The organism is Corynebacterium sp. HMSC072D12, assembly GCF_001813925.1.
Classification (GTDB): Bacteria; Actinomycetota; Actinomycetes; order Mycobacteriales; family Mycobacteriaceae; genus Corynebacterium; species Corynebacterium aurimucosum.
In genome coordinates this window covers 24,746-51,131 of the sequence record NZ_KV814402.1, presented here as the reverse complement: position 1 = coordinate 51,131, position 26,386 = coordinate 24,746, and the positions used below count along the sequence as shown (strand labels likewise).

The 26,386-nt window shown below is 59.9% G+C and carries 26 protein-coding genes and 2 tRNA genes; 14 read left to right on the top strand and 14 right to left on the bottom strand.

The annotated features are described in order from the left end of the window. Window positions 1-153: 153 nt before the first annotated feature. Window positions 154-228 (bottom strand) — tRNA-Gly (locus HMPREF2943_RS06470). Between the two features lie 202 nt (window positions 229-430). On the opposite strand from HMPREF2943_RS06470, the gene HMPREF2943_RS06465 reads away from it, so the two are divergent. The 3 genes from HMPREF2943_RS06465 (at window position 431) to tig (ending at window position 2,877) form a co-directional block, all read left to right on the top strand. Further along, window positions 431-1,234, top strand: a complete 804-nt coding sequence (locus tag HMPREF2943_RS06465) for a hypothetical protein (RefSeq protein WP_070711127.1) — start codon at window positions 431-433, stop codon at window positions 1,232-1,234. A gap of 137 nt (window positions 1,235-1,371) precedes the next feature. Beyond that, window positions 1,372-1,445, top strand: a tRNA-Pro gene (locus HMPREF2943_RS06460). A gap of 73 nt (window positions 1,446-1,518) precedes the next feature. After that, window positions 1,519-2,877, top strand: a complete 1,359-nt coding sequence (gene tig, locus HMPREF2943_RS06455; RefSeq protein WP_070711126.1) for a trigger factor — start codon at window positions 1,519-1,521, stop codon at window positions 2,875-2,877. A 173-nt stretch (window positions 2,878-3,050) separates the two neighbouring features. Here the strand turns inward: tig and HMPREF2943_RS06450 are convergent, their stop codons facing one another. The 6 genes from HMPREF2943_RS06450 to HMPREF2943_RS06425 all read right to left on the bottom strand — a co-directional run bounded on the left by HMPREF2943_RS06450 (window position 3,051) and on the right by HMPREF2943_RS06425 (window position 8,514). Continuing rightward, window positions 3,051-3,632: an NADPH-dependent FMN reductase gene (locus HMPREF2943_RS06450; RefSeq protein ID WP_070447780.1), complete on the bottom strand. Its 582-nt coding sequence runs from the start codon at window positions 3,630-3,632 to the stop codon at window positions 3,051-3,053. Window positions 3,633-3,671: 39 nt separating this feature from the next. Then, window positions 3,672-3,944 carry a hypothetical protein gene (locus HMPREF2943_RS06445; protein ID WP_034655492.1) on the bottom strand — a complete coding sequence of 91 codons (273 nt, stop codon included), beginning with the start codon at window positions 3,942-3,944 and terminating at the stop codon, window positions 3,672-3,674. After that, window positions 3,928-4,953: a class 1b ribonucleoside-diphosphate reductase subunit beta gene (nrdF, locus tag HMPREF2943_RS06440; RefSeq protein WP_023020918.1), complete on the bottom strand. Its 1,026-nt coding sequence runs from the start codon at window positions 4,951-4,953 to the stop codon at window positions 3,928-3,930. Before nrdF ends, HMPREF2943_RS06445 begins: the two co-directional genes overlap by 17 nt. Before the next feature lie 51 nt (window positions 4,954-5,004). Next, window positions 5,005-7,200, bottom strand: coding sequence for a class 1b ribonucleoside-diphosphate reductase subunit alpha (gene nrdE, locus HMPREF2943_RS06435; RefSeq protein ID WP_070711125.1), 2,196 nt, complete (start codon window positions 7,198-7,200; stop codon window positions 5,005-5,007). Window positions 7,201-7,250: 50 nt separating this feature from the next. Next, entirely contained in the window at window positions 7,251-7,718 is a 468-nt protein-coding gene (gene nrdI, locus HMPREF2943_RS06430) for a class Ib ribonucleoside-diphosphate reductase assembly flavoprotein NrdI (RefSeq protein WP_005324049.1), read from the bottom strand. A gap of 115 nt (window positions 7,719-7,833) precedes the next feature. Then, complete coding sequence (locus HMPREF2943_RS06425; protein WP_010190918.1) at window positions 7,834-8,514, bottom strand: metal-dependent transcriptional regulator; 681 nt, start codon at window positions 8,512-8,514, stop codon at window positions 7,834-7,836. Window positions 8,515-8,652: 138 nt separating this feature from the next. Here HMPREF2943_RS06425 and HMPREF2943_RS06420 point away from each other — a divergent pair, with 138 nt between their 5' ends. Both HMPREF2943_RS06420 and HMPREF2943_RS06415 read left to right on the top strand, forming a co-directional pair. Then, window positions 8,653-9,252 (top strand): ATP-dependent Clp protease proteolytic subunit, encoded by a 600-nt coding sequence (locus HMPREF2943_RS06420; protein ID WP_010190917.1) that lies wholly within the window; start codon window positions 8,653-8,655, stop codon window positions 9,250-9,252. Window positions 9,253-9,273: 21 nt separating this feature from the next. After that, the gene (locus HMPREF2943_RS06415; RefSeq protein ID WP_010190916.1) at window positions 9,274-9,897 is read left to right on the top strand and encodes an ATP-dependent Clp protease proteolytic subunit; all 624 of its coding nucleotides are present in this window, start codon (window positions 9,274-9,276) and stop codon (window positions 9,895-9,897) included. Window positions 9,898-9,950: 53 nt separating this feature from the next. Here HMPREF2943_RS06415 and fabG read toward each other — a convergent pair whose 3' ends face one another. Both fabG and HMPREF2943_RS06405 read right to left on the bottom strand, forming a co-directional pair. After that, window positions 9,951-10,721, bottom strand: a complete 771-nt coding sequence (gene fabG, locus HMPREF2943_RS06410) for a 3-oxoacyl-ACP reductase FabG (protein ID WP_070525688.1) — start codon at window positions 10,719-10,721, stop codon at window positions 9,951-9,953. Between the two features lie 40 nt (window positions 10,722-10,761). Beyond that, window positions 10,762-12,066: an MFS transporter gene (locus tag HMPREF2943_RS06405; RefSeq protein ID WP_070711124.1), complete on the bottom strand. Its 1,305-nt coding sequence runs from the start codon at window positions 12,064-12,066 to the stop codon at window positions 10,762-10,764. 199 nt (window positions 12,067-12,265) lie between these two features. Between HMPREF2943_RS06405 and clpX the strand changes: the two genes are divergently transcribed. Beyond that, a complete protein-coding gene (gene clpX, locus HMPREF2943_RS06400) occupies window positions 12,266-13,561 on the top strand; it encodes an ATP-dependent Clp protease ATP-binding subunit ClpX (protein WP_010190911.1) in 1,296 nt (431 codons plus the stop codon). 265 nt (window positions 13,562-13,826) lie between these two features. Here clpX and HMPREF2943_RS06395 read toward each other — a convergent pair whose 3' ends face one another. After that, window positions 13,827-14,570, bottom strand: coding sequence for a TetR/AcrR family transcriptional regulator (locus HMPREF2943_RS06395; RefSeq protein ID WP_070447801.1), 744 nt, complete (start codon window positions 14,568-14,570; stop codon window positions 13,827-13,829). Window positions 14,571-14,745: 175 nt separating this feature from the next. Here HMPREF2943_RS06395 and HMPREF2943_RS06390 point away from each other — a divergent pair, with 175 nt between their 5' ends. Beyond that, on the top strand, window positions 14,746-15,708 hold the full coding sequence (locus tag HMPREF2943_RS06390; RefSeq protein WP_070711123.1) for a malate dehydrogenase: 963 nt from the start codon (window positions 14,746-14,748) through the stop codon (window positions 15,706-15,708). On the opposite strand, the gene panC is transcribed toward HMPREF2943_RS06390, so the two are convergent. Further along, window positions 15,705-16,526, bottom strand: coding sequence for a pantoate--beta-alanine ligase (panC, locus tag HMPREF2943_RS06385; protein ID WP_070711122.1), 822 nt, complete (start codon window positions 16,524-16,526; stop codon window positions 15,705-15,707). The genes HMPREF2943_RS06390 and panC overlap by 4 nt on opposite strands. A 10-nt stretch (window positions 16,527-16,536) precedes the next feature. Beyond that, window positions 16,537-17,358 carry a 3-methyl-2-oxobutanoate hydroxymethyltransferase gene (gene panB / locus HMPREF2943_RS06380; protein WP_070711121.1) on the bottom strand — a complete coding sequence of 274 codons (822 nt, stop codon included), beginning with the start codon at window positions 17,356-17,358 and terminating at the stop codon, window positions 16,537-16,539. Between the two features lie 57 nt (window positions 17,359-17,415). Here panB and HMPREF2943_RS06375 point away from each other — a divergent pair, with 57 nt between their 5' ends. Genes HMPREF2943_RS06375 through ndk form a run of 6 tightly spaced genes read left to right on the top strand, consistent with a single transcriptional unit; the run spans window position 17,416 to window position 23,807 of the window. Further along, window positions 17,416-20,154, top strand: a complete 2,739-nt coding sequence (locus tag HMPREF2943_RS06375; RefSeq protein WP_070711120.1) for a valine--tRNA ligase — start codon at window positions 17,416-17,418, stop codon at window positions 20,152-20,154. After that, window positions 20,154-21,683: a bifunctional tetrahydrofolate synthase/dihydrofolate synthase gene (locus tag HMPREF2943_RS06370; protein ID WP_070711119.1), complete on the top strand. Its 1,530-nt coding sequence runs from the start codon at window positions 20,154-20,156 to the stop codon at window positions 21,681-21,683. The genes HMPREF2943_RS06375 and HMPREF2943_RS06370 overlap by 1 nt, the downstream gene beginning before the upstream one ends. Beyond that, the gene (locus HMPREF2943_RS06365) at window positions 21,680-22,126 is read left to right on the top strand and encodes a DUF4233 domain-containing protein (RefSeq protein ID WP_070447819.1); all 447 of its coding nucleotides are present in this window, start codon (window positions 21,680-21,682) and stop codon (window positions 22,124-22,126) included. The genes HMPREF2943_RS06370 and HMPREF2943_RS06365 overlap by 4 nt, the downstream gene beginning before the upstream one ends. 9 nt (window positions 22,127-22,135) lie before the next feature. Continuing rightward, window positions 22,136-23,020: an alpha/beta hydrolase gene (locus tag HMPREF2943_RS06360; RefSeq protein ID WP_246817282.1), complete on the top strand. Its 885-nt coding sequence runs from the start codon at window positions 22,136-22,138 to the stop codon at window positions 23,018-23,020. Window positions 23,021-23,025: 5 nt separating this feature from the next. Beyond that, window positions 23,026-23,337 (top strand): hypothetical protein, encoded by a 312-nt coding sequence (locus tag HMPREF2943_RS06355; protein ID WP_070711118.1) that lies wholly within the window; start codon window positions 23,026-23,028, stop codon window positions 23,335-23,337. 59 nt (window positions 23,338-23,396) lie between these two features. Beyond that, window positions 23,397-23,807, top strand: coding sequence for a nucleoside-diphosphate kinase (gene ndk / locus HMPREF2943_RS06350; protein ID WP_039676402.1), 411 nt, complete (start codon window positions 23,397-23,399; stop codon window positions 23,805-23,807). 136 nt (window positions 23,808-23,943) lie between these two features. On the opposite strand, the gene HMPREF2943_RS06345 is transcribed toward ndk, so the two are convergent. Next, complete coding sequence (locus tag HMPREF2943_RS06345; RefSeq protein WP_070447901.1) at window positions 23,944-24,294, bottom strand: ArsR/SmtB family transcription factor; 351 nt, start codon at window positions 24,292-24,294, stop codon at window positions 23,944-23,946. A 113-nt stretch (window positions 24,295-24,407) separates the two neighbouring features. Between HMPREF2943_RS06345 and arsB the strand changes: the two genes are divergently transcribed. Beyond that, window positions 24,408-25,472, top strand: coding sequence for an ACR3 family arsenite efflux transporter (arsB, locus tag HMPREF2943_RS06340; RefSeq protein ID WP_070711117.1), 1,065 nt, complete (start codon window positions 24,408-24,410; stop codon window positions 25,470-25,472). Here arsB and HMPREF2943_RS06335 read toward each other — a convergent pair. Further along, complete coding sequence (locus tag HMPREF2943_RS06335; RefSeq protein WP_070711116.1) at window positions 25,469-26,272, bottom strand: hypothetical protein; 804 nt, start codon at window positions 26,270-26,272, stop codon at window positions 25,469-25,471. The two genes, arsB and HMPREF2943_RS06335, sit on opposite strands and share 4 nt — an antisense overlap. Window positions 26,273-26,386 lie beyond the last annotated feature (114 nt).

The window sequence follows — 26,386 nt, the reverse complement described above, 5'->3', positions numbered from 1 at the left end:
CCTAAATCCACACGAAATGTCCCTTAAGCCGACTTTGAGGTGAGCGGCTAGCCCGAGCCTCCAGCTACCGCCTTAGCTACCATGACCGCCGGTAAAGGCCGGTACAAATTCAGCCCCACTCGCTGTTTGTGCAGGAGGTGGGGCTGTTTAGCTTGGAGGGAATGACGGGAATCGAACCCGCGTCTTCAGCTTGGAAGGCTGAGGTATTAGCCACTATACGACATTCCCACAACCGGTAATCTCCAACTTTCAAGGCCTTGACTTTGAAAGTCTCAACGTTGAAAGCCGTTGAATCGGCGTGCGCACTACTTTAGCGCACACGGGCGCTGAAAAGAAAATGGGAACTAGAAAGGGGTAAAGGACGTTATTTTGGATAGGTACATAATCCCAACAACACACAATTCGACTCTTTAGTGAAAGTGGTGCTTTCGTGAGCTCGTTATTGCTCCTTATCCTCGTCGTCGGCGGCGGCGCCTGGTTCCTTTCTTCGCGCAACGGGAAGAAGCAGCAAGAGCTGCGAGAATCCCAGCGTTTTGAGGATGCGATGGCGGATGCGCGCCGCTGGACTGAGCGTTTGGGTGGCCAGGTGATGAACTTGAGCGGTACGGATACCGCCTCCCAGCAGGCTATGGCGGATGCCTCTGAGCGTTTTACCGCGGCCAATTCGGCGATTTCCCGCGCCACAACCGTCAAGCAAGCGCACCTAGCGCGCGAGTCCGCACTGGAGGGGCTCTATTATGTGGCGGCCGCGCGTGAGATTATGGGCATGGATCCGGGCCCGGAGCTGCCACCGCTGGAGGGCCAGCGCCAGGCCGGCAAGGTGACGGAGACCCGCACGGTGGAGGCCAACGGGGAGACGCTGACGGCGTCGCCAAGCGCATCTGCAGAAACCCCCAACTACTACCCGGGTGGTGTTGTCGCAGGACGCCCGGTCCCGGCCGGCTGGTACTCGCGCCCGTGGTGGGCTGACGCGTTGACCACCGGCGTGTGGATGGTGGGATACTCCATGATGTTCAACGCCATGTTCGCCGGCATGGCGGGAGTGGGCTACTCCGCCGCAGCCGCTGAAAGCGGCGACTGGGGCGGAGACATGGGCGGCGCCGAGGGTATGGACGGCGGCGCCATGGATGGTGCCGGTGACGCCGGGGGAGGCGAGGAGGGCGGCTTTTTCGACGGCCTGTTTGGTGGCGACGGGGGCGATGGCGGAATGTTTGATTTCGACTTCGACTTCTAGCGCTAAAGCTGCCCCTGACGTGGGGAAACAAAGTTTAATTGGGGCCGGTGTTGGGATAGTCAAGCAGCTATCGGTACACTAGCCCCAGTATGAAGCGCAGCTGCGTGCGGAACTTCCGGGCGCAGAGGCTTTCCATACGGGGCGTGGCGCAGCTTGGTAGCGCACCTGCTTTGGGAGCAGGGGGTCGCAGGTTCAAATCCTGTCGCCCCGACGTATGGGGGCCTGGACACTCATCCAGGCCCCCTAATTTCATCTTTGAACGATCACAATCAGGAGAGTTTCTCGTGAAGACCACCGTAGACAAGCTGAGCGATACCCGCGTCAAGCTCACCGTCAACGTTCCGTTTGCTGAGCTGGACAAGGAAATCGATCAGGCCTACGCGGCGATCGCGCAGCAGGTTTCCATCCCGGGTTTCCGTAAGGGCAAGGCTCCGCGCCAGCTTATCGACGCCCGCTTTGGTCGTGGCCCCATCCTCGAGCAGGTCGTCAACGACATGCTGCCGTCCCGCTACGAGCAGGCCGTTGAAGAAAACGATCTCAAGGTTATTGGTCAGCCGGAGATTGACATTGCCAAGCTGGAGGACAACGACTTCGTCGAGTTCACCGCTGAGGTAGACGTTCGTCCCGAGTTTGAGGTGCCGGACTTCTCCAAGATTTCCGTCAAGGTGCCGGCGCTGGAGACTTCCGAAGAGGACGTCGACAAGGCGCTCGAGGACCTGGCTTCCCGCTTCGGTGAGCTCAAGGACACCAAGCGCAAGATGAAGACCGGTGATTTCGCTATCGTCGACATCACCACCGAAGTTGATGGCACCAAGCTAGATGAGGCTTCCCACGAGGGTATGACCTACCGCATCGGTGACGACAACCTGATTAAGGGTCTCGATACCGCACTGCGTGGCATGAAGACCGATGAGGACAACGAGTTCACCACCACCATCCAGTCCGGTGAGCACGAGGGCGAAGAGGCCACCGTGAAGGTCCACGTCCAGCAGACCAAGGAGCGCAAGCTGCCGGATCTCGACGACGAGTTCGCGCAGATGGCCTCCGAGTTCGACACCATCGACGAGCTGCGAGAGGACACCAAGTCCCGCGTCGAAGAGTCCAAGAAGTCCGAGCAGGCTGCTGCCATCCGCGATGAGGTCCTGAAGGCCGCTCTGGCAGAGGTTTCCTTCGAGCTGCCGTCCTCCATCGTTGATGAGCAGGTTCACGCTCAGCTGCACCAGGTCATGGGCCAGCTGGCTCACGACGAGAAGGCTCTGGCCCAGCTGCTTGAGGCACAGGGCACGACCCGCGAGGAGTTCGACGCTGATGCTCGCAAGTCCGCTGAGGAATCCGTCCGCACCCAGCTCTTCCTCGACGCCCTGGCTGAGATCGAGGAGCCGGAGGTGTCCCAGCAGGAGCTGACCGACCACATCCTGTTCACCGCGCAGTCTTACGGCATGGACCCGAACCAGTTCATCCAGCAGCTGCAGTCCAGCAACCAGCTGGGTAACCTGTTCTCTGACGTTCGCCGTGGCAAGGCCCTGGCAATGGCCATCTGCCGTGCCGAGGTCACCGATGAAGAGGGCAACAAGGTTGACGTTGACCAGTACTTCGGTGAAATCGAAGAAGCGGACGCTGCTGAAGCTTCCGAGGAGAAGTAATCTCCCGCTTGTAACGCGCTGCTGCCACATGTGTGGTGGCGAGCGCGCATGAAACCCCGGATTCAGGTAACTCAAGGATGAGCCTGAATCCGGGGTTTGTGTCATTGTGAACGCCCTCTAGGAGTCTTTGAGTACTTCGTAGAGGGCGCGATGGGTGTTGGCTGGGGATACCGCTAGCCGTTCGTGGCTCTAAAGGCCTCGTCGGTCAACTGCAGGAAGCGCATAACGTAATCCTTGACAAAGTCTGCGGTGCGTTGATTGAGATGTCCGGACTCTTCGAAAAGGGTGGGGGATTGGCCCAGAAATACTTCGGGCTGACCAGGGAGCGGCATATCGAAGTAGGACAGGGCGAGGCGAAGGTTCTTCTGTGAACTGTAGCCGCCCATGCGGCCTACAGAGTGGCTAATGATACCTGCGGGAAGGTTTTTCCACGCCACATCTGAGTTGGGTTTAGAGCCGATGTCCACTGCGTTTTTGAGGCAGGCGGGGATAGTGCGGTTGTTCTCTGGCGTAATGAAGAGGATCCCGCTCGAGTTCTTGATGGTCTCGCGAAAGGTGGTGTACTCAGCCGGAGTGGGCTTGTCCGTGACGGCGGGGTCATCGTAGTCAAAGTCATAGAGCGGCAAGTCACGGATTTCCACGATGTTTGCCTCGTAGTCTTCAGGGATCATTGTGAGCACCTCGTGTGCAATCTTGCGTGCAAATGACTCTCGACGCAGGCTGCCGACGATAACGCTGATACGTGGGGTGGTCATGGTAAACCTTCTTTCTTAGTTGGGTGTAGGGAGACGTGGTCAAGGGAGAAAAGGCTTGCAGCCAAAGGCCGGTGGTGGGCCGGCAGCGTGGGCGGCGGTGAGGAAGCCATCTACTTTGTCTCCTTCTTCATGGCGGAAGTACAGTTCGATGAGCCCTAGAAGACCCCCGAGGACGGCCTCTCGTGCGGCGGATGTATTCAACAGCCGCATGGCTGCGGGTTGGTTTCCTTCGCGGATGGCTTCAAACAGCGCGATGGTCTCAAGCCAGCTTCCTTGGTCCGGTCGCGGAAAAGGTTTAGAAATCCCAGTCATCATCACTCGTTTCTTCAGCAGTACCAATGACATAGGAGGAACCAGATCCGGAGAAGAAGTCATGGTTCTCATCTGCTCCGGGGGCTAGGGCCGCGAGGATTTCTGGGTTCACTTCCGTTTCTTCGGGCGGGAAGTAATCCGGGTAGCCCAAATTCATGAGTGCCTTATTGGCGTTATAGCGAACGAACACGGCTACATCATCCATGAGTCCCAAAGGCTCATATAGCTCGCCGGAATAGTCCAGCTCTAGTGCATAAAGCTCTTCGAGCAAAGAAATGGTGAAATCATGCATTTCCTTCTGCCGTAGCGGGGTCGTGGATTCCAAACCGCGCTGATACTTGTAGCCCGAGTAGTAGCCGTGCACTGCCTTGTCACGCAGAATGAGGCGAATCATGTCTGCCGTATTTGTCAGGGTGGCGTGGACAGAAAAGTGCAAGGGAAGATAGAAACCCGCGTAGAGAAGCAGCGAGGAAAGCAGCGTCGATGACACCTTGCGTTTGAGTGGATCCGGCCCAAAATAGTGCGCGAGCACTTTCTTGGCGCGTGCCTGGAGAAGGTCGTTATTCACCGCCCAGCGGTATGCTTCATCAATTTCCTTTGTACTGCTCAGGGTAGAAAACACTGAAGAGTAAGAACGGGCATGGACTGACTGCATGAAGGCGATGTTGGTATACACGGCCTCCTCGTGTTCGGTGCGGGCATCTTGAATCTGACAGATTTCTCCCACAGTGGCCTGGACAGTATCCAGGGTGGTGAGTCCCGTGAACACCCGCATGGTGAGGTTGCGTTCCTCGGGCGTCATCTTCTGCCACGCCGGGAGATCATTAGAAAGCGGGACCTTCTCTGGCAACCAAAAATTGGCGGTGAGACGGTTCCACACTTCAAGATCCTTGTCATCGCTCACCCGGTTCCAATTGATGGCGCGGATGCGGGCTGAAGGATCATGCCGGTAGCTCGGCGGGGTAACTGAAATGCTGGTTAGTTCAGCACTGTTCGATGTTGAAGACATAGCTTCCTTCTTTCTGAGTGAATGGTTGTAGACAAGGGGAGGGCCGTGCTCCTACAAAGCACAGGAGACGCAGCCTTCGACCTCGGTTCCTTGGAGCGCGGATTGGCGTAAACGGATGTAGTAGAGGGTCTTGATTCCGGCTTTCCAGGCATAGATTTGTGCCTTGTTGATGTCCCGCGTGGTGGTATCAGCGGTAAAGAACAAGGTCAGGGAAAGTCCTTGGTCCACGTGTTGGGTGGCCATGGCGTAGGTGTCGATGATTTTTTTGTATCCCACGGCGTAGGAGTCATCGAAATACTCCAGGTTGTCGTTGGTCATTTCCGGCGCGGGGTAGTACACGCGCCCCAAGCGGCCTTCCTTGCGTATTTCAATTTTGGAGGCAATCGGGTGGATGGACGCGGTGGAGTCATTGATGTAGGAAATTGATCCAGTGGGTGGAACTGCCTGCAAGTAGGCGTTGTAGATGCCGTCTTGCATCACTTGTTTCTTGAGCCGTAGCCAATCCTCGCGTTGAGGAATCTGCACGCCTGCTTCATGGAAGAGCTGTTTTACGTGTTCAGTGGCTGGCACCCAGTCTTGGTCGATGTATTTGTCAAAGTAGGCGCCAGTGGCATAGGTGGATTCTTCGAAGCCTGTGAATCGTTGACCTTTTTCAACCGCGAGTGCATGGGATGCGCGGAGCGCATGGTAGGTCACCGTGAGGAAATAGATATTTGTAAAGTCCAGTGCCTCGGCGCAGCCATAAGGAATACGCTGTGAAGCAAGGAAGCCGTGGAGATTCATTTGGCCCAGACCAATGGCATGCATGGAGGCATTTCCGTGAGCGATGGAAGGAACAGCTTCGATATTCGTCAGGTCTGAAACCTTCGTGAGGGCACGTACTGCGGTTTCGACGGTCTCCCCAAAGTCCGGTGATTCAAAAGCCTTCGCAATGTTGAGCGAACCTAGATTGCAGGAAATATCCTGGCCGACGGTGGTGTAGTCACCCGAAGCTCCGTAGGTCGATGGCGTGTTGACCTGGAGGATTTCACTACACAGGTTGGACATATTGATATGTCCTTTGAGGGGATTAGCGCGGTTGACCGTATCCTCAAAGAGGATGTAGGGGTATCCGGATTCAAACTGAAGCTCAGCCAGCGTGGTGAAAAACTCGCGGGCCTTAATGGTCGTGTGAGAAATTCGCGGATTGGCAACCAACTCGTCGTAGCACTCGGTGATGGACATGTCAGACATGGCTACGCCGTACTCGCGAGCGATGTCATACGGGCTAAAAAGATGCATATCCTTGTTCTCTTTGGCCAGCCGGAAGGTTATATCTGGAATAACAACCCCCAGCGAAAGAGTCTTGATGCGGACTTTCTCATCGGCATTTTCCCGCTTGGTATCCAGGAAGCGAAGAATATCTGGATGGTGCGCATGCAGGTAGACGGCTCCAGCGCCCTGCCGGGCGCCCAATTGGTTGGCATAGCTGAAGCTATCTTCGAGAATTTTCATGACTGGGACTACGCCGGAAGCCTGGTTCTCAATCTTTTTGATCGGGGCTCCGGATTCGCGCAGATTGCTCAGCAACAAGGCCACTCCACCACCGCGCTTTGATAGTTGCAGTGCAGAGTTCACGCTGCGGCCAATGCTCTCCAGATTGTCTTCGATTCGCAGAAGGAAGCAGGAGACCATTTCGCCGCGCTGGGCTTTGCCTGCGTTGAGAAAAGTAGGGGTGGCGGGCTGGAAGCGTCCGGTCATGATGTCATCCACCAGCTTTTCTGCGAGCTCTTCGTCGCCCTGTGCAAGGTATAAAGCTGTGGTGGCGACACGTTCTTCGTAGCCTTCTAGGAATCGGGAGCCATCAAAGGTTTTCAGTGCATATGAAGTAAAGAACTTAAATGCGCCGAGGAAGGTGCGGAACTGGTGCTTAGCTTGATGTGCTCTGTCGTACATGGCGCACAGAAAGGCGTCATCATAAAGCTCAAGGAAATCCCGCTCGTAGTACTCGTTATCAACCAACCATTCCAAGCGTTGCTTGGTGGAATCGAACTGATGCATGCGGGGAGCGACATGGTGCGTGACATAGTCTTGTGCTGCCTGAATGTCCTTGTCAAACTGGATTTTTCCAAAAGCGTCGAACAAGTTCAGCTGCGCGTTGAGTGCGTGGTAGCTTTTGCGCTTGCCGACACCGCCGGCATTGTCTGCTGAAGCAGTGCGGGGCGTAGCGCCAATAGTCTGTGTGGGGGTGGCATCAAGAGACCACATTGTGTTGTCCAATCTGTGTGATGCGGATGTGTTCTTCATCTTGTGGGGGATTAATGGGGTGTCATCGTTAGCTGCTTTTGCTGCTCCCAAAACTTTTGAAGGCCCTGCTTTACGGCGGCAATGTCCTTCTGGGTGCCGAGAAGCTCGAAGTGATACAGCTCCGGTACGTGGCACTTGGCGGAAATGATGCGTCCGGCGACGCAGTAAGCACTTCCGAAGTTGGTATTCCCTGAGGTAATAACGCCCCGGATAAAGGAGCGGTTGATTGGGTCATTGAGGAAGTCGATGACCTGTTTGGGGACTGCGCGTTTGAGCGAGCCTCCGCCGTAGGTGGGAACGATGAGTACGTACGGGTGTGAAACCTGGATCATCCCGGTTTTCTTGGGGCGCAGCGGAATGCGCACCGCGGGTCTATCTAAGCGTTCGACGAATCTTTTTGTGTTTTCTGAAACGCTAGAAAAATACACCAAATCTGGTGAGTCTGACATAGCAATCCTGCTCATCCTGGCCTTAGCCATAAGTGGGATAGGTGATATTCGAAAAGACTAACTACGCAATGGCGTAGTTGCAACTACGGCCCAACGTAGTTTTGAAAAGGGCAGGTGAAAGTAGGATTAATGCAAAGGGGAAGGTCTAACGGCTGTGGTGTGCTACAAACACTGCGTCGGTAGCTGGGCGTCCAAGCACTACCCACTGAGTGCTGCCGGCCACCTGTATTTCGAGAGAATCTGAAAAGGGCGCTCCCTCGCGCGTGCTAAGAACAGCCCCTGTGACAATGCCGCGCTCTTCAAGGAACTTCAGCAGTTGTGGGTCGGAATCAGAAATGCGTTCCACGGTCACTTGCGGTTGTGCACCGCTGTCGGTGAGACGGTGCGCACTGGGGATTGTGATCTGTCCATCAACCGTAGGGATAGGATCGCCGTGCGGATCCCTAGTGGGGTAATTAAGGAACTTATCTACACGTTCTATGAGCATGTCGGACACCGCGTGTTCGAGATTTTCGGCTTCATTATGGACTTCGTCCCACGTGTAGTCCAATGCTTGAACCAAAAAAGACTCAAGCAATCGGTGGCGGCGCACCATGACCAATGCGTACTGCCTGCCAAGTTCGGTTAACTCCACAGAGCCATAGGGCGTGTGTGACACGAGCCCTTGCTTCGACATTTTGCGCACTGCATCGGAAACCGAGGAGAGCTTGAGTCCCAACTGTTTCGCTATAAGTGTGGCGGTAACGGGCTCGGACGACCATTCCTTTAGCCCCCAGATTGCTTTCAAATAGTTCTGGGTACTGGTGGATAGCTCGGAAACAGACATGAGCAAATGTTAACCCAGCTTCCGTATGCGCCTTTGGTGCTGCGCCCCAACGCTCATAGCGAACAGAGGCCAAGTTTGAGAGGAATGCCGGTAAGGTGGGGCCAGTTAAAGCATTCTTCACTTGAAGGAGAACCATTAATGTCTGAGAAGATTTCAATGAACTCGTCGTCTACGGGTATGAATCTGAGCGATAGCGTGTATGAGCGCCTGCTGCGCGAGCGCATTATCTTCCTGGGAACCCAGGTGGATGATGAGATTGCCAACAAACTGTGCGCCCAGATCCTCCTGCTGTCCGCAGAGGACCCCACGCGCGATATTTCGCTTTACATCAATTCCCCGGGTGGCTCGGTCACCGCGGGCATGGCCATCTACGACACGATGAAGTACTCGCCGTGCGACGTGGCTACGTATGGCATGGGCCTGGCCGCTTCGATGGGCCAGTTCCTGCTCTCCGGCGGCACCAAGGGCAAGCGCTACGCGCTGCCGCACGCCCGCATCATGATGCACCAGCCTTCCGCTGGTGTGGGTGGTACCGCCGCAGATATCGCCATCCAGGCCGAGCAGTTCGCGCAGACCAAGCGCGAGATGGCTGAGCTCATCGCTGAGCACACCGGCCAGACCTTCGAGCAAATCACCAAGGATTCGGACCGCGACCGCTGGTTCACCGCCCAGCAGGCCAAGGAATACGGCATCGTCGACCACGTCATCGAGTCCGTCAACGGTCCTATCACCAACTAGGGAACAAGGAGCTTTATCACTATGTCTAACCTTCAGATGCCTTCTTCCCGCTACGTTCTGCCGGAGTTTATTGAGCAGAACGCACAGGGATCGAAGACCACCAACCCGTATTCCAAGCTCTTTGAAGAGCGCATCATCTTCCTGGGCACCCAGGTCGATGACACCTCCGCCAACGACATCATGGCGCAGCTGCTGGTCTTGGAGTCCCAGGATCCGGACCGCGACATCACGATGTACATCAACTCCCCGGGTGGCTCGTTTACCGCGCTGATGGCTATCTACGACACCATGCGCTACGTCCGTCCGGACGTGCAGACCGTGTGTCTGGGCCAGGCCGCATCCGCAGCGGCTGTTCTGTTGGCCGCCGGTGCTCCGGGCAAGCGCGCTGCGCTGCCGAACTCTCGTGTGCTGATTCACCAGCCGCGTACGCAGGGCACGCAGGGCCAGGTGTCGGACCTTGAGATCGAGGCCAACGAGATCGAGCGCATGCGCCGCCTCATGGAGGAGACCCTGGCTGAGCACACCGGCCGCACTGCGGAGCAGGTGCGCATCGATACTGACCGCGACAAGATTCTTACCGCGCAGGAAGCCGTTGACTACGGTCTCATCGATACCGTCTTTGATTACCGCAAGCTCAACGCCTAAGTAATCAAGCTTAAAGCCCCGCTGTCTAGTAGATAGCGGGGCTTCGGCCATGCTTAGGCTTCGTAGGGCGGCAGGATGGCCTCGGGGGACTCGGGGAGGATCTGGCCGCCGTCAATGATGATGGTCTGGCCCGTTATGTAGCCTGCTTCGCGGGAGGCGAGGAAGGCCGCGGCGTTGCCGATATCGCGCGGGGAACCTAAGCGGTGCATAGGGACGGAGCGTGCCATTTGGTCGAGGTACTCCTGACCCTGGCCCTCCAAACCCTCGGTGAGGATGTTGCCTGGCAGAACACCATTGATGGTGATGCCATCACGGGCAACTTCCAGTGCCGCGGAGCGCATGAAGCCTTGTTGTGCGGCCTTCGAAGCGCCGTAGTGCGCCCAGCCTGGGTAGCCGGTGTGCGAGCCGGTGATAGACGTCGTGATGACGATGCGCCCGTAGCCCGCTTTCTTCATGTAGGGCAGTGCTTCCTGCACCACGGTGAACGTGCCGTGCGTGTTGATGGCGAACATGGCGTCCCATTGCTCGTCGGTTATGTCCTCGAGCGGGCAGTTGGGGAAGACACCGGCGTTGGAACAGACGATGTCGATGCGGCCATAGCGCTTGACGACGTCCCTGTAGAGGTTGCGGACGGAGTCGCGCGAGGTGACGTCGACAAGCAGGGCGTCCGCCCCGAGTTCTTCGGCAGTCTTCTGCGCGGCCTCGAGGTTGAGGTCAGCGATGACGACGGTCGCGCCGGCTTCGCGTAGAGCGCTGACGATGCCGCGGCCGATTCCGGCGGCGCCGCCGGTGACGATGGCAACGTGGTCCTGAAGATTAAACATGTACTGCTCCTAAGCGGTTGGGGCTGTGTGCCCCTCCAGCCTAGGCCGCCACGGTCTGGGGTGCTGTCTGCTTGGTGGTTGCCGTGTAGGCGCGCACACCGATGAGGGAGATTGCGGCCAACACAGCGGTAGCGCCGGCGAGGGTGTAGAGCCCCGTTGGGGTCCAGCCGCTTTCGAGCAGATAGCCCGCCAGGATGGGAGCGAGGGTAGCGCCCACGCGAGCGATGCCGATGGCAGCGCCCATACCCGTGGTGCGCAGCGCCGAAGGGTAAGCCTCCGGGGTGACGGTGTAAAGGCCGGAGATGCAGGCGTTGAGGGTAAGGCCTACGCCGACTCCGAGGGCAAACATGAGGGAAGGCACGGCGGTGGAGTTAATGAAGCCGACGAGGACGACGGAGGAGATAAGACAGAAGACGATGAGCAGGGGGCGGGCGTCGATGCGCGTGGTGAACAGGCCGAAGAGGATGGCGCCGATAGCACCGCCGAAGGAAAGCATGATGCCGCCGATGATGCCCTGCTGGGCGGTAAGGCCCTCGGCGGTAAGAAGCTTCGGGGTCCACTGCGAGGTGAAGTTGTAGGCAAACATGATGAAGCTGAAGGCCAGCCAGAGCTTGATGGAGGTGCGCAGGAACTGCGGCGAGACGAGGTCCTTGTAGGAGGCCTTGTGGCTGGTGCGCGGGCGGACGCTGACGTCTCCCGTGAGGCCGAGTTTGGCGGTGATGGTGCGCACCGTGTCCATGCGGCCACGGGCGGCGAGGAAGTCTGCGGACTCGGGGACGAAAGCAACCGTGAGGATAAGGGCGACAACTGTGAGTGCTGCGCCAACCCAGAATATGGGCTGCCAGGTATCGAAGGAGGAGGCGACAACGCCGCAGAAGGAGGCACCGAGGCCATAGCCGGAGGCGTAGATGGCGACGGCCAGGCCGCGGAAGCGCAGGTTGGAGTACTCGCTGACGAGCACGGTGACACAGACAAGGACGCCGCCGACGCCAATGCCGGTGATGAGGCGGCACAGCAACAGCAGGCTAAATGTAGGCGCGAGGGCGGTGAGCACGAGGCCGACGAGGTCAATGACGAGCGAGACCGTGATGAGGGTGGTGCGTCCAAGGCGGTCAGCCAACGGGGCGAGGAAGAGCGAGCCAAGGCCGATGCCGATGAGGGCGGAGGACAGGAGCCAGCCAAGGGAAGAATCGGACAGCGCGAACTCTTCGCTGACGGTGCCGGCGCCGAAGGCCATGGCCACCATGTCATAGCCGTCGAGTGCATTGAGGAAGAGGGCAATGGCGATGATGAGCCATTGGCGTGCGCCCATGGGGGAGCGGTCGATGAGTTCGCGGATGTCCATGAAAATCTTTCTGCTGATAGAGCGGTTTCGATGTAAGTTAGTGAACCGCTCTGTCTATGTCCACTAACTGCCGTTTTAAATTCAAGGGCGCGCCGCTGAGTGAGGAATAGCGCTCGAGTCTGAGTGGTTTACTAGAGTGGAACAAACTGCGGTAAAATCGCCCCACCATAACCCCAGAGAAAAGAGTTGAAAGGCCTTCATGGCACGTATGCAAGAAAGCGCTGACCTGCTCAAGTGTTCCTTCTGTGGAAAGAGTCAGAAGCAGGTGAAGAAGCTTATCGCCGGCGGCGGCGTCTACATCTGTGACGAGTGCATCGAGCTCTGCAACGAAATCATCGAGGAGGAGCTCGGCGCGGCTCAGGCCGAGGCGGACGAAGAGAAGGAGATGCGCCTTCCGCGTCCTTCGGAGATTTCGGCTTTTCTGGATAAGTACGTCATTGGCCAGGACCAGGCCAAGCGCGTGTTGTCGGTGGCTGTGTACAACCACTACAAGCGCATCAAGGCTGAGGAGGCCGCGGGCCTGGAGGGCCGCCGGAAGAAGGCGCAGGATGAAGAAGTTGAGATTTCTAAGTCCAACATCCTGATGCTGGGCCCGACGGGATCCGGTAAAACCTACTTGGCGCAGACCTTGGCGCGTTTGTTGGACGTCCCCTTCGCCATCGCGGATGCCACGAGCCTGACCGAGGCTGGCTACGTGGGCGAGGACGTCGAGAACATCCTGCTCAAGCTGCTGCAGGCTGCGGACTTTGATGTGGAACGCGCGCAGCACGGCATCATCTACGTCGATGAGGTGGACAAGATCTCCCGCAAGTCGGAGAATCCATCGATTACCCGCGATGTGTCCGGTGAAGGCGTCCAGCAGGCGCTGCTGAAGATCCTTGAAGGAACCGTGGCGGCGATCCCGCCGCAGGGTGGGCGCAAGCACCCGAATCAGGAATTCATCCAGTTGGATACGACGAACATCCTTTTCATCGTGGCCGGTGCTTTTGCGGGCTTGGATAAGGTGATTTCGGAGCGCGTGGGCAAGAAGGGCGTGGGCTTTGGCGCCAAGCTGGAAACTAAGGATGAGAAGGAATCAGTCGACTTCTTCTCCCAGGTGCGTCCGGAGGACCTGGTGAAGTTCGGCCTCATCCCCGAGTTCATCGGCCGCCTGCCGGTGGTTGCCACGGTGGATAACCTGGACCGCGAATCGCTAGTTAAGGTGCTCGTGGAGCCGAAGAACTCGCTGGTCAAGCAATACCAGCGCCTGTTCAGCATGGATGGTGCGGAGCTGCACTTCGAGGATGAGGCGCTGGAGGCAATCGCCGAGCTCGCGCTCGAGCGCAAGACCGGTGCCCGCGGCCTGCGTGCCATCATGGAGGAGCTGCTCGTGCCCATCATGTATGACCTCCCAGACCGCGAGGACATCGCCAGCGTCCACATCACGCAGGACTGCGTGACCGACGGCGGCGAGCCGGAGTTCGTGTACTCGGATGAGGCGAAGGAATCCGCCTAAACGGCATCTCTTAAAAGGCATCTTCAAGGTTGAAGATGCCTTTTGTGCTGTCTACATGGCGTTTTCAGGTCTAAAAACGCCTTCTGTCAGATGCCATCTGCCTGTTGGGGCAAAGGAACCAGATGAATGGGACCATGTAGCTGTGGAGTGAGATTGTGACCTGGGCTTGTGCTCAGGCCGGCGCGCAGATGGTTCCTTTACTTTGGTTTCTTTGCTCGCGCGGTGCTGGGGAGAGGGCTCTAATCGTAGAGTCCCCGCCGGCGCGTCATTCGTAGAGGCTCGCTGACGCGTCGCCCTCGTCCTCGGTGGAGTAGACATCCAAGGGCGCGGACTCAGCATCAAGCTCGGTTTCGTTCTGGGTGAGGTAGGACTCGAAGCCGATGTCCGGGATGTTCGCCGTAAGGAAAGCCAGCACAGCATCGACCGCCATGCGGTGCAGCCCCTCAGTGTTGTTGTGGGTGTACATGTTGATGTCGAGCAGGTTGCTCATCATCGCGTGATTCGTCACCCGGTACATCGAGAGCGCAGAAATCAGCGTGAAAATATCGTTGGCGGAAATTCCCGGGCGGAACGCGCCGGAATCTTGGCCCAGCATGAGCAGCCTGTCGAGGTGGAGGGAGATCTCGGACACGTCGACAAGCGCCTGCGAGGACTCCAGCACACTGTGGGAGGATTCCATCGTTAGCATCCGGATGGCTTCGGGGTTATTCACATGTTGGCGGAACAACCAATCCACCAAGGTGCGCACGCCCTCGACTGGGACAGCAGAATTGATCTCGAGGCTGCCCTCTGGCGGGTTGAGGCGCCGCGCTGCCGCTGCCAAGGCTTGCTGGTAGAGCCCCTTCTTATCCCCGAAGTAGTAGTGGATCATGCGCTTGGACATCCCAGACAGCTTCGATACGGTCTCGAGCTTGGTTTCGGCATAACCATGCTCCGAAAACTCCGATATCGCAACATCGATCACGTGCTCAACAGAGCCGGAGTCGACCGATGAAGTCTCAGTGCTCATGGAAGGTCCCGTCTAGTCGATGGATATGCGTACAGTTGTCCACTATGCCGAAAAAAGACGGCCGTGGAGCTCAAGTACAAAGAACTCGCATCTTTCGGGGGTAAAATCACACCCCACGGGGGCGAAAAACGGGACTAGGGTGGGAAGGTGAATACCCAGCCGAAAGGACTCGCACATGACTGCATCGAAACCCGTCAAGATCACCGTGACCGGCGCAGCCGGCAACATCGCGTACTCCCTGCTGTGGCGCATCGCTGCGGGCGATGTCTATGGCAAGGACACTCCAGTTGAACTCGCATTGCTGGAAATCCCGGACGCCGTTGGCGCCGCTGAGGGCGTGGCCATGGAACTTAATGACTCCGCCTTCCCGCTCCTTCGCGGCATTACCGTCACCGATGATCCGGAGGTGGCCTTCAAGGACACCAAGGCCGCTTTCCTCGTGGGATCCCGCCCGCGCAGCAAGGGCATGGAGCGCGCCGACCTGCTGGAGGCCAACGGCGCCATCTTCACCGTGCAGGGCAAGGCGCTGAATGACGTCGCTGCGCGCGACGTCCGCGTCCTCGTCGTGGGCAACCCGGCCAACACCAACGCCTACATCGCCGCGAACAGCGCTCCGGACCTGGACCCGAGCCAGTTCAGCGCGCTCATGCGTCTGGACCACAACCGCACGCTGAGCCAGGTGTCCCTCAAGACGGGAGTGCCCACCGCGGAGCTGACCAAGGTTGCCGTTTGGGGCAACCACTCCGCCTCCCAGTTCCCGGACCTGACCTTCTCCAACGCCGAGGTGGATGAGGATTGGTACAAGGAAGAGATGATTCCGAAGGTGGCCAAGCGCGGCGCCGAGATCATCGCCGTACGCGGTAAGTCTTCAGCTGCCTCCGCAGCCTCTGCCGCGGTGGATCACATGCACGATTGGATCCATGGCACCGAGGACTGGCGTACCGCAGCCGTCGTCTCCGATGGCTCCTATGGCGTGGACGAGGGCCTCGTCGCAGGTTTCCCCACCGTCGCCCGCGACGGCAAGTGGGAAATCGTGCAAGGCCTCGAGCTCAACGATTTCCAGAAGGAGCGCATCGAGGCTTCGGTTCAAGAGCTGCGTGAGGAGCGCGAGGCCGTAGCCCACCTGCTCAAGGACTAAGACTCAAGCACTAAGTTATCGATGAGCCGCACCGGCCCCACCTGCGCTGCAACGAGCGCCAGGGCGGGCCGGTGTTGTGCATCAACGGGCTCGAGCGTGGCTGGATCTACCACGGTGAGGTAGTCCACAGTCACGCCGGGGGAGGAGGCGAGCTGCGCGCTCGCCTCGTCCAGGGATGCACCATCCCGCAGTGCGAAGAGAGCCTGAGACAGCGCCACGGCTTGCTCTCGCTCGACAGGGCTCAGGCGAGAGTTGCGGCTGGACTCGGCCACGCCGTCCGCCGCGCGGACGATGGGCGCGCTGATGATGTCGAGTGGCAGGTCGAGGGCCGCCACCAAGCGCCGAATAATGGCTACCTGCTGGGCATCCTTCTGCCCGAAGTAGGCGCGTTCGGGGCGCACGAGAGTGAATAGCTTGCTCACCACAGTGGCCACGCCGTCGAAGTGGCCGGGGCGCGAAGCACCTTCCAAGACCGAGCCCATCTCACCCGTGCGCACCCACACCCGCGGGGTACCACCCGGGTACATCTCCTCCACGCTGGGGGCGAAGACCGCATCGACTCCCAATGAGTCCAGCAGCGCGGCATCCGCGTCGAGGTCGCGCGGGTAGGCGCGGTAGTCCTCGCAATCGCCGAGGTCGGTGAATTGGAGGGGATTGACAAAGACCGAGCACACCACGGTGTCATTCTCCTCGCGGGCCCGGCGCACGAGTGAAGCGTGGCCGTCGTGAAGCGCGCCCATCGTGGGCACCAATCCGACGGTGCCGGATGCGGCCGCGCGGAAGGCGCGGAGTTCAGATTTAGTTGTGAAGATCTGCATGGCCCAAACTTTAGTCCTCGAAGGATTCCTCGGCGTTGGGGAAGGAGCGCTCGCCCACATCGGCCACGTAATTCTTCGCACCCTCCAGCAACGCGCCGCGCAAGTCCGCATAGCGGCGCACGAAGCGCGGCGCCTTGGGTCCGCCCAGCCCGAAGGCATCGGTCCACACCAGGATCTGGCCGTCGGTCTGCGCGCCGGCACCGATGCCGATGGTGGGGATGGGCAGTTCCTTGGTCACCTCCTCAGCCAACGCAGCCGGGACCATCTCCAGTACCACGGCGAAGGCGCCGGCGTCGGCAAGCGCGCGGGCGTCCGTGTGCAGCTTCTCCGCACCGGCACCGCGGCCCTGGACCACGAAGCCGCCCAAGGCGTGAACCTGTTGGGGCGTGAATCCGATGTGGGCGCAGACGGGGATGCCGGCGGCGACAAGCGCGGCAACAATCGGTGCGCGCTCGGCACCGCCCTCGAGCTTCACGGCCTGCGCGCCGGTTTCCTTCATGATGCGCACGGCAGACTCTAGTGCCTGGGTGGGGCCGGCCTCATAGGAACCGAAGGGCAAGTCCACCACCACGAAGGCGCGGGAGGTAGCTGAAACCACCGCGCGGGCCAGCGGGATCGTCTCATCGAGGGTGAGTGAGAGCGTGGTTTCGCGGCCCAGGACCACATTGGCCAAGGAATCGCCGACGAGCAGGAGATCCACCCCGGCTTCATCGAAGATTTCGGCGGTCATGCAGTCATAGCTCGTCAGGCACGCAAAGGCCTGAGAGTTCTCTTTGGCTTGAGCAAAGAAGCGGGTGCGGAGACGGGCGCGGTGGCCAGGATTGTGAGACATGCTCTTACTCTAGACAGGGCGCTAGTGCCAGTTGACGTACAGGGTAGAGTTGGCCAGGTGACTGATCAGAATAAAGAGCAACTCGTTGGCACCAACCGCGCGGACCAGCTTCCCAAGTCCTGGGAGCCGCAGGCAGTAGAGAAAGACCTCTACGAAGGCTGGGTAAACGCCGGTTACTTCACCCCGGACGCGTCCTCGGAGGCCGAGCCCTATTCCATCGTGCTGCCGCCGCCGAACGTCACCGGCCAGCTGCACATGGGCCACGCGTTGGACCACACTCTGATCGATTCCATCATTCGCCGCAAGCGCATGCAGGGCTATGCCACCCTGTGGCTGCCAGGCGCTGACCACGCCGGTATCGCTACCCAGACCAAGGTGGAGGCCCGCCTGCGTGAGCAGGAGGGCAAGAAGCGCTGGGATTATGAGCGCGAAGAATTCATCAACAAGGTCTGGGAATGGAAGGAAGAGTTCGGCGGCACCATCCAAAACCAGATGCGTGCCATCGGTGACTCGGTGGATTGGTCCCGTGAGCGCTTCACGCTGGATGATGGCCTCTCCCGCGCCGTCCAGACCATCTTCAAGACTCTCTACGACGAGGACCTGATCTACCAGGCCAACCGCCTGGTCAACTGGTCCCCGGTGCTGGAGACCGCCGTCTCCGACATCGAGGTGGTCTACAAGGACGTCGAGGGCGAGCTCGTGTCCATCCGCTATGGCTCGCTGAACGACGATGAACCCCACCTCATTGTGGCCACCACCCGTGTGGAGACGATGCTGGGCGACGTCGCCATTGCCGTCCACCCCGAGGACGAGCGCTACGCCCACCTGGTGGGCCAGGAACTGCCACACCCCTTCCGCGATGACCTGAGCCTGAAGATCATTGCCGATGACTACGTGGACATGGAATTCGGTACTGGTGCAGTGAAGATCACGCCGGCACACGATCCGAATGACTATGCCATGGGCCTGCGCCATGACCTGGACATGCCCACCATCATGGACACCACCGGACACATCGCGAATACCGGCACGAAGTTTGACGGCCTGACCCGCGAAGAGGCCCGCGTAGAGATCCGTGAGGTGCTGCGCGAACAGGGCCGCATTGTCAAGGAGATCCGCCCCTACGTCCACTCCGTGGGCCATTCGGAGCGCTCCGGCGAGCCGATTGAGCCGCGCCTGAGCCTGCAGTGGTTTGTGGCCGTGGAGAAGATGGCGAAGATGTCCGGCGACGCCGTCCGCGAGGGCGATACCACCATCCACCCGAAGTCCCTGGAGCCGCGCTACTTCGAGTGGGTCGATGACATGCACGATTGGTGCATCTCCCGCCAGCTGTGGTGGGGTCACCGCATCCCCATTTGGTACGGGCCAGAGGACGAGGACGGCCAGCGCGACATCATCTGCCTTGGTCCCGACGAGGAAGCGCCGGAAGGCTACGTCCAAGACCCGGACGTTCTGGACACCTGGTTCTCCTCTGCGCTGTGGCCTTTCTCCACGATGGGCTGGCCGGAAAAGACCGCCGATCTGGAGAAGTTCTTCCCCACGAACGTGCTGGTTACCGCCTATGACATCCTCTTCTTCTGGGTCGCACGCATGATGATGTTCGGCACCTTCGCCGGCGCGCACACCCCGGAGCTGCTCGGCGAAGGCAAGGATGGCCGCCCGCAGGTGCCGTTCACGGATATTTACCTCCATGGTCTCGTGCGCGATGAGCAGGGCCGCAAGATGTCGAAGTCCCTGGGCAACGGCATCGACCCGATGGATTGGGTGCGCGACTATGGTGCGGACGCGCTGCGTTTCACCCTGGCCCGCGGTGCCAACCCGGGCGTGGACCTGCCGCTGGCAGTCGACGCTGCCGCCGCCGGACGTAACTTCGCCACCAAGCTCTTTAACGCCACCAAGTTCGCGCTCATGAACGGCGCGGGCGTGGCGGAGCTGCCGGCACGCGACGCGCTGACCGACGCCGACCGCTGGATCCTCGACCGTTCCGAGGAGGTCCGCGCCAAGGTCGACGCCTACCTGGATGACTACCAGTTCGCCAAGGCCAATGAGCTGCTCTACCACTTCGTGTGGGATGAGCTATGTGACTGGTACCTGGAGATTGCCAAGACCCAGATCCCGCGCGACTTCGATGCGGCGAGCGCCGAGGAGCAGGCCACCGGACGCACGACCCAGATCGTTTTGGGCCGCGTTCTTGACCTGGTTCTGCGCTTGCTGCACCCGACCATGCCTTTCGTCACCGAGGTCCTGTGGAAGGCTCTGACTGGCGGGGAGACCATCGTCACCGCGCAGTGGCCTACCCAGGAGCACACCAACGGTGGCGCGGAGAAGGATGAGGTGGCTGCCCGCCGCATTCAGGATGCCGACAAGTTCATCACCGAGCTGCGCCGCTTCCGCTCCGATCAGGGCGTCAAGCCTTCCCAGAAGGTCCCGGGACGCCTCGACTTCGCCGCGGCTGACCTGCAGGAGCAGGAGGGACTCATCCGCAACCTGGCCAATACCACGGAGCCGGGCGAGGACTTCACCGCGTCTGCTTCCATCGAGGTGCGTCTGTCCCAGGCCACCGTTGAGGTCACCTTGGATACCTCCGGTGCCGTCGACGTCGCCGCTGAGCGCAAGCGCTTGGAGAAGGATCTGGCCAAGGCCCAGAAGGAACTGGACCAGACCGGCAAGAAGCTGGGTAACGAGGCCTTCCTGTCCAAGGCGCCGGAGGCAGTCGTGGAGAAGATCCGCGTGCGTCAGCAAGTGGCCCAGGAGGAGGTCGAGCGCATCACCGCACGTCTGGAGGGACTCAAGTAGTGGCGGAGGAGAAGAACCGCGAGGAATTTGAGGTCGTTGATGCCCTCGCGGAGGGCACCGATGGTGGGCCGGTGGAAATCACCGACTCCGGCCTGACCCTCAACCTCGGTGGCGAGGAGGATTACGAGGAGGCCGCCCCCGAGCAAGCTTCGCCGGAAGAGCTCGCGGAGCTGGCCGAGGTCACCGCGGAGCTCAACGCCCGCGCCCCAGAGACCATCATCGAGCCGAGCCTCGAGCGCATCGAGATGCTCATGGATCTCTTGGGTAACCCGGAGCGTTCCTTCCACGTCATCCAGGTCGCTGGCACCAACGGTAAGTCCTCGACCGCCCGCATGATTGATTCGCTGCTGCGCGCCTTCCACCGCCGTGTTGGCCTGGTGACCAGCCCGCACCTGCAGCTGGTCACCGAGCGCATCGGCATCGACGGCCACCCCATCCACCCGCGCGACTTCGTGCGCATCTGGCGTGAAATCAAGCCCTATGTGGAGATGGTGGATTCCCGCTCCGACATTCCTATGTCCACCTTCGAAGTGCTTGTTGCCATCTCTTACGCAGCCTTTGCCGATGCCCCCATCGACGTCGCCGTCGTCGAGGTCGGCCTCGGCGGCACGTGGGATGCCACCAACGTGGTCAACGCAGAGGTAGCCGTGGTCATGCCGGTAGGCCTCGACCACACGGACTACCTCGGGGATACCATTACGGAGATTGCTGGTGAGAAGGCCGGCATCATCAAGGCCCGCGAGCACGATGCCGAGGACGTGCTCACGCCAGGGGAGAACATCGCCATCGTTGCTGAACAAGACCCCGAGGCGATGCGCGTTATCCTGCAGCGCACGGTAGACGTCGGCGCCGGCGTGGCCCGCGCGGGCTCCGAATTCGCTGCACTGGAATCGCGCATCGCAGTGGGCGGCCAGCAGCTGACCATCCAGGGCCTGGGTGGGATGTACGAAGACATCTTCCTGCCGCTGCACGGCGAGCACCAAGCCAAGAACGCGGCCGTGGCTTTGGCCGCGGTGGAGGCCTTCTTCGGGGCGTCGGCAGGCCACCCGCTCGACATTGCTTCAGTGCGCACCGGCTTTGCCAAGGCCATTTCTCCCGGCCGTCTGGAGCGCGTGCGCACCAGCCCCACGACCTTCCTTGACGCCTGCCACAACCCACACGGCGCTAAGGCTTTGGTTGCAGCCCTCGACCGCGACTTCGACTTCGCGCGCCTCATCGGCGTGGTGTCCATCTTCACGGACAAGGATGCAACCGGCATCCTCACCGCCCTGGAGGCTGTGCTCACGGAGATCGTCATTACTCAGAACACCTCCCCGCGCGCCCGCGATGCCTATGAGCTGGCGGAGCTGGCCCGCGATATCTTCGGCGAAGAGCGCGTGTATGTCGAGCCCGACCTCCCTAGTGCCTATACTCAGGCCGTCGAATTGGCGGAGGATGCCGACGTGCAATCAGGTTCCGGCATCGTGATTACTGGTTCGGTCGTCACTGTCGGTGACGCCCGCGCACTCTTTGGAAAGGAACCCGCATGAGCCCCCGTAAACCCGTCCCCGAGGAGGAGATTGGTCCGCTTGGCTTGGGCCAGGCACCGGCCAAGGATCCCCTCAAGCAATTCGGCGGCATGGTGGTGGCGAGCTCCCTCACAATGGAGCTGATCACCCTGGTCCTCGCACTGCCGATGCTATACAAGCTTTATGACGGCACCCTGTGGACCCCGTTCAACTATGGCGTGGTCATTGGTTTTATGGTGTTGCTCCTGGCGTCTTTCCCCTTCATGAATAAGCCGTGGATCGTCGGGGTACAGATTGTCCTCCACGTCATCGGTATCGTGCTCGGTTTTATGGTCCACTGGTCTGTGGCGACCATTTTCATCATCTTCGCCCTGCTCTGGGCGCTCGCGGCCTATATGCGCTCGGTGATCGTCGCCCGCATGGAGCGCGGCTACCTCACCACGCAGCACCTGACTGAGAAGTAGGTCGCTGCGGTGTACATCCGTCCGGAGCTGCGCGCGGGAGCGACGGTCATGTCGCTATTCGATCCGACTAATCCGCTCATCCGCCGTGCCGGGCGCATCGTGCCAGCGCTGTGGCCGGCACCTTTAATCCAGGGCGTGCGCACGCGGCGGGTGAAGAACACCGAAATCCACGCGACCATCTATAGCCCGGAGAACCCGCGCGGCGCGGTGCTGTGGATCCACGGGGGCGGTCTGCTCATGGGACATCCGCGCCAGGACGTCAAGCACCTCAAGGAGACCGCCGCAGAGGTTGGAGTCACCGTCGTCGCGCCGCACTACCGCTTCGCCCCGGAGAACCCTTTTCCGGCTGCGCTTGATGACGTCCACGCGGCCCACCACTGGCTCCTCAGGCATGCGGAAGAGTTGGGAATCAGCCCGGATCGGATTGTTATCGCCGGCCAAAGCGCCGGGGGAGGGCTGGCTGCCGCGTTGTGCCAGCGCCTCCACGATGAAGGCGGGGTTCAACCAGCGGGGCAGTGGTTGTTTTGCCCGATGCTCGATGACCGCACAGCATCCACCGACCGCAACCCCATCTGGGACGCAGATTCCAACGCGCAGGCGTGGCGCTTCTACGTCGATGGCAACCCGGAAGCACCCTATGCCGTGCCCGGCCGCCGCACGGATCTGTCGGGGCTACCGCCGGCGTGGCTCTACGCGGGTAGCAGCGAGCTTTTCTACGGCGAGATTATGGATTACGCCGAGCGCCTGAAAACTGCTGGTGTGCCAACACAGTGCGAGGTTGTAGAAGGCGGCGTGCATGCCTTCGAGTTGTGGGCTCCCCATACCGCGGCGGCAAAGCGCCTGCTCATGCGCTCTCGCGTTTGGCTGCAGTCGACACTCAACGCGCTAGACTAACGGGCATGCTCTTTCTGCTCTACGGTCTTTCCGCACTGCTGTGCATCGCCGCGCTCGTGGCCAAGCTGTATTTCGGTGGCTTCGCGTTCCCGCTCGCACTGCTGATTCCGGCCTTCGTCTTCCTCGTCGTCGGTATGCTCAAGCAGCAGCGCGATGAGCGGCCGGTGGAGTTTGCGGATCTGGAAGAGTGGCACCGCGAGGAGCTAAAAAGCCTGCTGGAGAGCGGTCAATACGGCACGGCCGTGCGTCAAGTGCAGTTGTGGTTTCGCGGAACGAGCCATGAGCGCGCGGAAGAAATCGTGCAACACCTCACGTAGGGCTGATAAATGGGCCCACTGTCAGGACGCGGGAGCACCTGTTCTGTACTATGTGCCCTATGACTGAACGTACACTCATTCTCATCAAGCCGGATGGCGTCAAGAACGGCCACGTGGGCGAGATCATCTCTCGCATCGAGCGCAAGGGCCTGAAGCTCGTCGCCATGGATCTGCGCGTCGCCGACGAGGAGACCGCTAAGAAGCACTACGCCGAGCACGAGGACAAGCCTTTCTTCGGCGAGCTCGTTGACTTCATCACCTCTGCACCGTTGGTTGCTGGCATCGTCGAGGGCGAGTCCGCTATCGCCGCATGGCGTCAGCTGGCCGGTGGCACCCACCCGGTGGAGAAGGCCACCCCGGGCACCATCCGCGGTGACTTCGCTCTGACCGTTGGCGAGAACGTCGTCCACGGTTCCGACTCCCCGGAGTCCGCTGAGCGTGAGATCTCCATCTGGTTCCCGAACCTCTAAAGAAGTTCATCGCGCCTAGCGCGCAATAAAGCCCGAGCAGTTCACAAAGATGAGTGAACTGCTCGGGCTTTTGTCATTTCTGACCCTTAGCCCGAACCCGTCCTGTGTGCTCGAGTGCAGATAATCTGGGCGCGGCTTAGTCGAACGAGAGCAGCGTGCGCAATGCCATAAAGGCGTCTTTGTGCACCTGGTGGGTGACGGTGCGGCCGCGTTGCTGCTTCGATAGCAAGCCGGCCTCCCGCAGGCGCGCTAGGTGGTGGGAGACCGTGGGCTGGCTCAGCGCAGTGAGCTCGGTGAGTTCCGTGACGCTCATGGGTCCACAGCCTTCATCGCACAGGATGGACAAAAGACGCAGGCGTGCTGGGTCTGCCAGCACTTTGAATTGCTGCGAAAAATGCCTCGCCTCGGCGTCGTTGAGCGGGCCCGTGCTTAAGGAGCAACACTCAGTGCCGCGCGCGCTGGTCTCGGGCGTGGAAGAGGAAGCCATGCGATCAGTATAGGGGTTATTCTTGCACCCTACGTTATATTGGCCCATATCAATACGTGCTGTACATTGCATGTTTGTATCGTGCTCTGTTCAACGTTGAAGGAGGGGGAGACATGGCTGTGCCGCAGCGCCCGACGTTGTCTTTTCTTGATCGGTTTCTACCCGTGTGGATCATTCTGGCGATGGCCGCCGGACTGCTCATTGGCCACCTCATTCCCGGGATTGGCCAAGCCTTGGGCGCCGTTGAAGTCGGCGGGATTTCCATCCCGATCGCCATTGGCCTCCTCGTCATGATGTACCCACCCTTGGCCAAGGTTCGCTACGAGAAGACCAAGGAAATTGCCACGGATGGCCGCCTCATGGCAGTATCGCTCGTCCTCAACTGGCTGGTGGGGCCGGCGTTTATGTTTACTCTGGCGTGGCTGTTCTTGGCGGACCAGTCGGAGCTGCGGACCGGCCTCATCATTGTGGGGCTTGCGCGCTGTATTGCCATGGTGCTTGTGTGGTCGGACCTCTCGTGCGCTGACCGCGAGGCAACGGCTGTGCTTGTCGCCCTGAACTCCATCTTCCAGGTCGCTATGTTTGGTGTTCTGGGCTGGTTCTACCTTCGCGTTCTCCCCGGATGGCTGGGCCTGGACACGACGAGCGCTGACTTTTCCTTCTGGGCCATTGTTAAGTCCGTACTTGTCTTCTTGGGCATACCGTTCCTGTTGGGTGCGCTGTCTCGCGTGTGGGGCGAAAAGGTAAAAGGACGGGAATGGTTTGAGAACCGCTTCCTCCCAGCCGTATCGCCCCTGGCCATGATTGGTCTGTTGTACACAATTGTGTTGCTCTTTTCCCTGCAGGGCGAGCACATTGTGGAGCAGCCAGCAACGGTAGTGCGCGTGGCCGTGCCGCTGGTTATCTACTTCGTGGGCATGTTTGTGCTGTCGCTGGGCGTAGCAAAGGCCGTTGGCATGAATTACGCGCAGTCTGCCAGCGTGGCGTTTACTGCAGCAGGAAATAACTTTGAACTAGCCATTGCAGTATCCATCGGCACCTTCGGAGCGATGTCTGCTCAAGCCCTTGCCGGAACGATTGGTCCCCTTGTTGAGATTCCAGTCCTCGTTGGTCTGGTTTATTTCATGCTGTGGATTGGCCCGAAACTCTTCCCGGGAGATGCCACTCTTCCGCGCTAGCGTGTGCGTGCAGCGTCCATGCTGCGCACGCCGGATTCGGTCAGAGTGATGTTAAAGGTCCGCTCACCACTCCACTTGATGAGACCAGGCAGCTTCACCACGCCGGCCGCTTCGAGTTCACGGAGTTCTTCTTCGAGCCCCTCCTCGTAGCCGATCAGCCGCCCCAGCTCAGAGATGGAGGTGGTATTGCCAGTGACTGCACCGGCGGCGACCAGCCCGCTGAGGACTTCCGGGTGAGTTTCTACTGCGGTGATGCTCGCTTGAGTGACGCCTTCGAGGCTTCCTTGTTCGGTGATGGCCTCGATGCGGCGCTTGCCAACGCGAAAAGAGGTCGTGCCGAAGGCACGGCCGCCGAAGATGAACGCGGGGATGGAGAAGGCGGTAAGTCCAGCGGCGATAAGGATGGGGTTGGGTGAGGTATCGCCGATAATCCCGGTGGACTTAATTCCCTCAGTGATGAGAGGGGAGAAGATAGCAAGCACCGGTAGAAAGTAGGCGAGAAGAGGGTAATCGCCCGCCCGGTACTCTTCTTGCGCAGCTTGGACGAACTTTGGCTTGCTGCGAATGATGCGGATGGCGCCGTAAAGCATCACCATGATGAGCACCGCATAGACAGGGACCGCATAAGGGAAAGGAAAATCGACGACGCGAAGGCCGGAGGCGATGCCCGCCGGTACAGCAACTGTGATGATATCCCGCAGCGCAATCTCGTTGCGGGCGCGCGCCTGCGCCACGGTGCGTGGCGCCTGTTTAGGTAATTTCCGTTCTGCCGGTGTGTTCGTGGGCGCGCTGTCGGACATAGCGGCGATACTAACATGTGAGCCTCGGTCGAGCTCTGTGCCAGAATGGAAGGCGCTGACAACTTAATAAAGACGAAGAGAATTTTTCAAAGACTCACTACCGTGTGGCGGCAA

Coding starts and splice junctions, on each gene's coding strand:
- HMPREF2943_RS06450 (WP_070447780.1), bottom strand. CDS start 3,632: ATGACCACCCCACGTATCAGCGTTATCGTCGGCAGCCTGCGTCGAGAG.
- HMPREF2943_RS06445 (WP_034655492.1), bottom strand. CDS start 3,944: ATGACTGGGATTTCTAAACCTTTTCCGCGACCGGACCAAGGAAGCTGG.
- nrdF (WP_023020918.1), bottom strand. CDS start 4,953: ATGTCTTCAACATCGAACAGTGCTGAACTAACCAGCATTTCAGTTACC.
- nrdE (WP_070711125.1), bottom strand. CDS start 7,200: ATGTGGTCTCTTGATGCCACCCCCACACAGACTATTGGCGCTACGCCC.
- nrdI (WP_005324049.1), bottom strand. CDS start 7,718: ATGGCTAAGGCCAGGATGAGCAGGATTGCTATGTCAGACTCACCAGAT.
- HMPREF2943_RS06425 (WP_010190918.1), bottom strand. CDS start 8,514: ATGTCTGTTTCCGAGCTATCCACCAGTACCCAGAACTATTTGAAAGCA.
- HMPREF2943_RS06420 (WP_010190917.1), top strand. CDS start 8,653: ATGTCTGAGAAGATTTCAATGAACTCGTCGTCTACGGGTATGAATCTG.
- HMPREF2943_RS06415 (WP_010190916.1), top strand. CDS start 9,274: ATGTCTAACCTTCAGATGCCTTCTTCCCGCTACGTTCTGCCGGAGTTT.
- fabG (WP_070525688.1), bottom strand. CDS start 10,721: ATGTTTAATCTTCAGGACCACGTTGCCATCGTCACCGGCGGCGCCGCC.
- HMPREF2943_RS06405 (WP_070711124.1), bottom strand. CDS start 12,066: ATGGACATCCGCGAACTCATCGACCGCTCCCCCATGGGCGCACGCCAA.
- clpX (WP_010190911.1), top strand. CDS start 12,266: ATGGCACGTATGCAAGAAAGCGCTGACCTGCTCAAGTGTTCCTTCTGT.
- HMPREF2943_RS06395 (WP_070447801.1), bottom strand. CDS start 14,570: ATGAGCACTGAGACTTCATCGGTCGACTCCGGCTCTGTTGAGCACGTG.
- HMPREF2943_RS06390 (WP_070711123.1), top strand. CDS start 14,746: ATGACTGCATCGAAACCCGTCAAGATCACCGTGACCGGCGCAGCCGGC.
- panC (WP_070711122.1), bottom strand. CDS start 16,526: ATGCAGATCTTCACAACTAAATCTGAACTCCGCGCCTTCCGCGCGGCC.
- panB (WP_070711121.1), bottom strand. CDS start 17,358: ATGTCTCACAATCCTGGCCACCGCGCCCGTCTCCGCACCCGCTTCTTT.
- HMPREF2943_RS06365 (WP_070447819.1), top strand. CDS start 21,680: ATGAGCCCCCGTAAACCCGTCCCCGAGGAGGAGATTGGTCCGCTTGGC.
- HMPREF2943_RS06355 (WP_070711118.1), top strand. CDS start 23,026: ATGCTCTTTCTGCTCTACGGTCTTTCCGCACTGCTGTGCATCGCCGCG.
- ndk (WP_039676402.1), top strand. CDS start 23,397: ATGACTGAACGTACACTCATTCTCATCAAGCCGGATGGCGTCAAGAAC.
- HMPREF2943_RS06345 (WP_070447901.1), bottom strand. CDS start 24,294: ATGGCTTCCTCTTCCACGCCCGAGACCAGCGCGCGCGGCACTGAGTGT.
- arsB (WP_070711117.1), top strand. CDS start 24,408: ATGGCTGTGCCGCAGCGCCCGACGTTGTCTTTTCTTGATCGGTTTCTA.
- HMPREF2943_RS06335 (WP_070711116.1), bottom strand. CDS start 26,272: ATGTCCGACAGCGCGCCCACGAACACACCGGCAGAACGGAAATTACCT.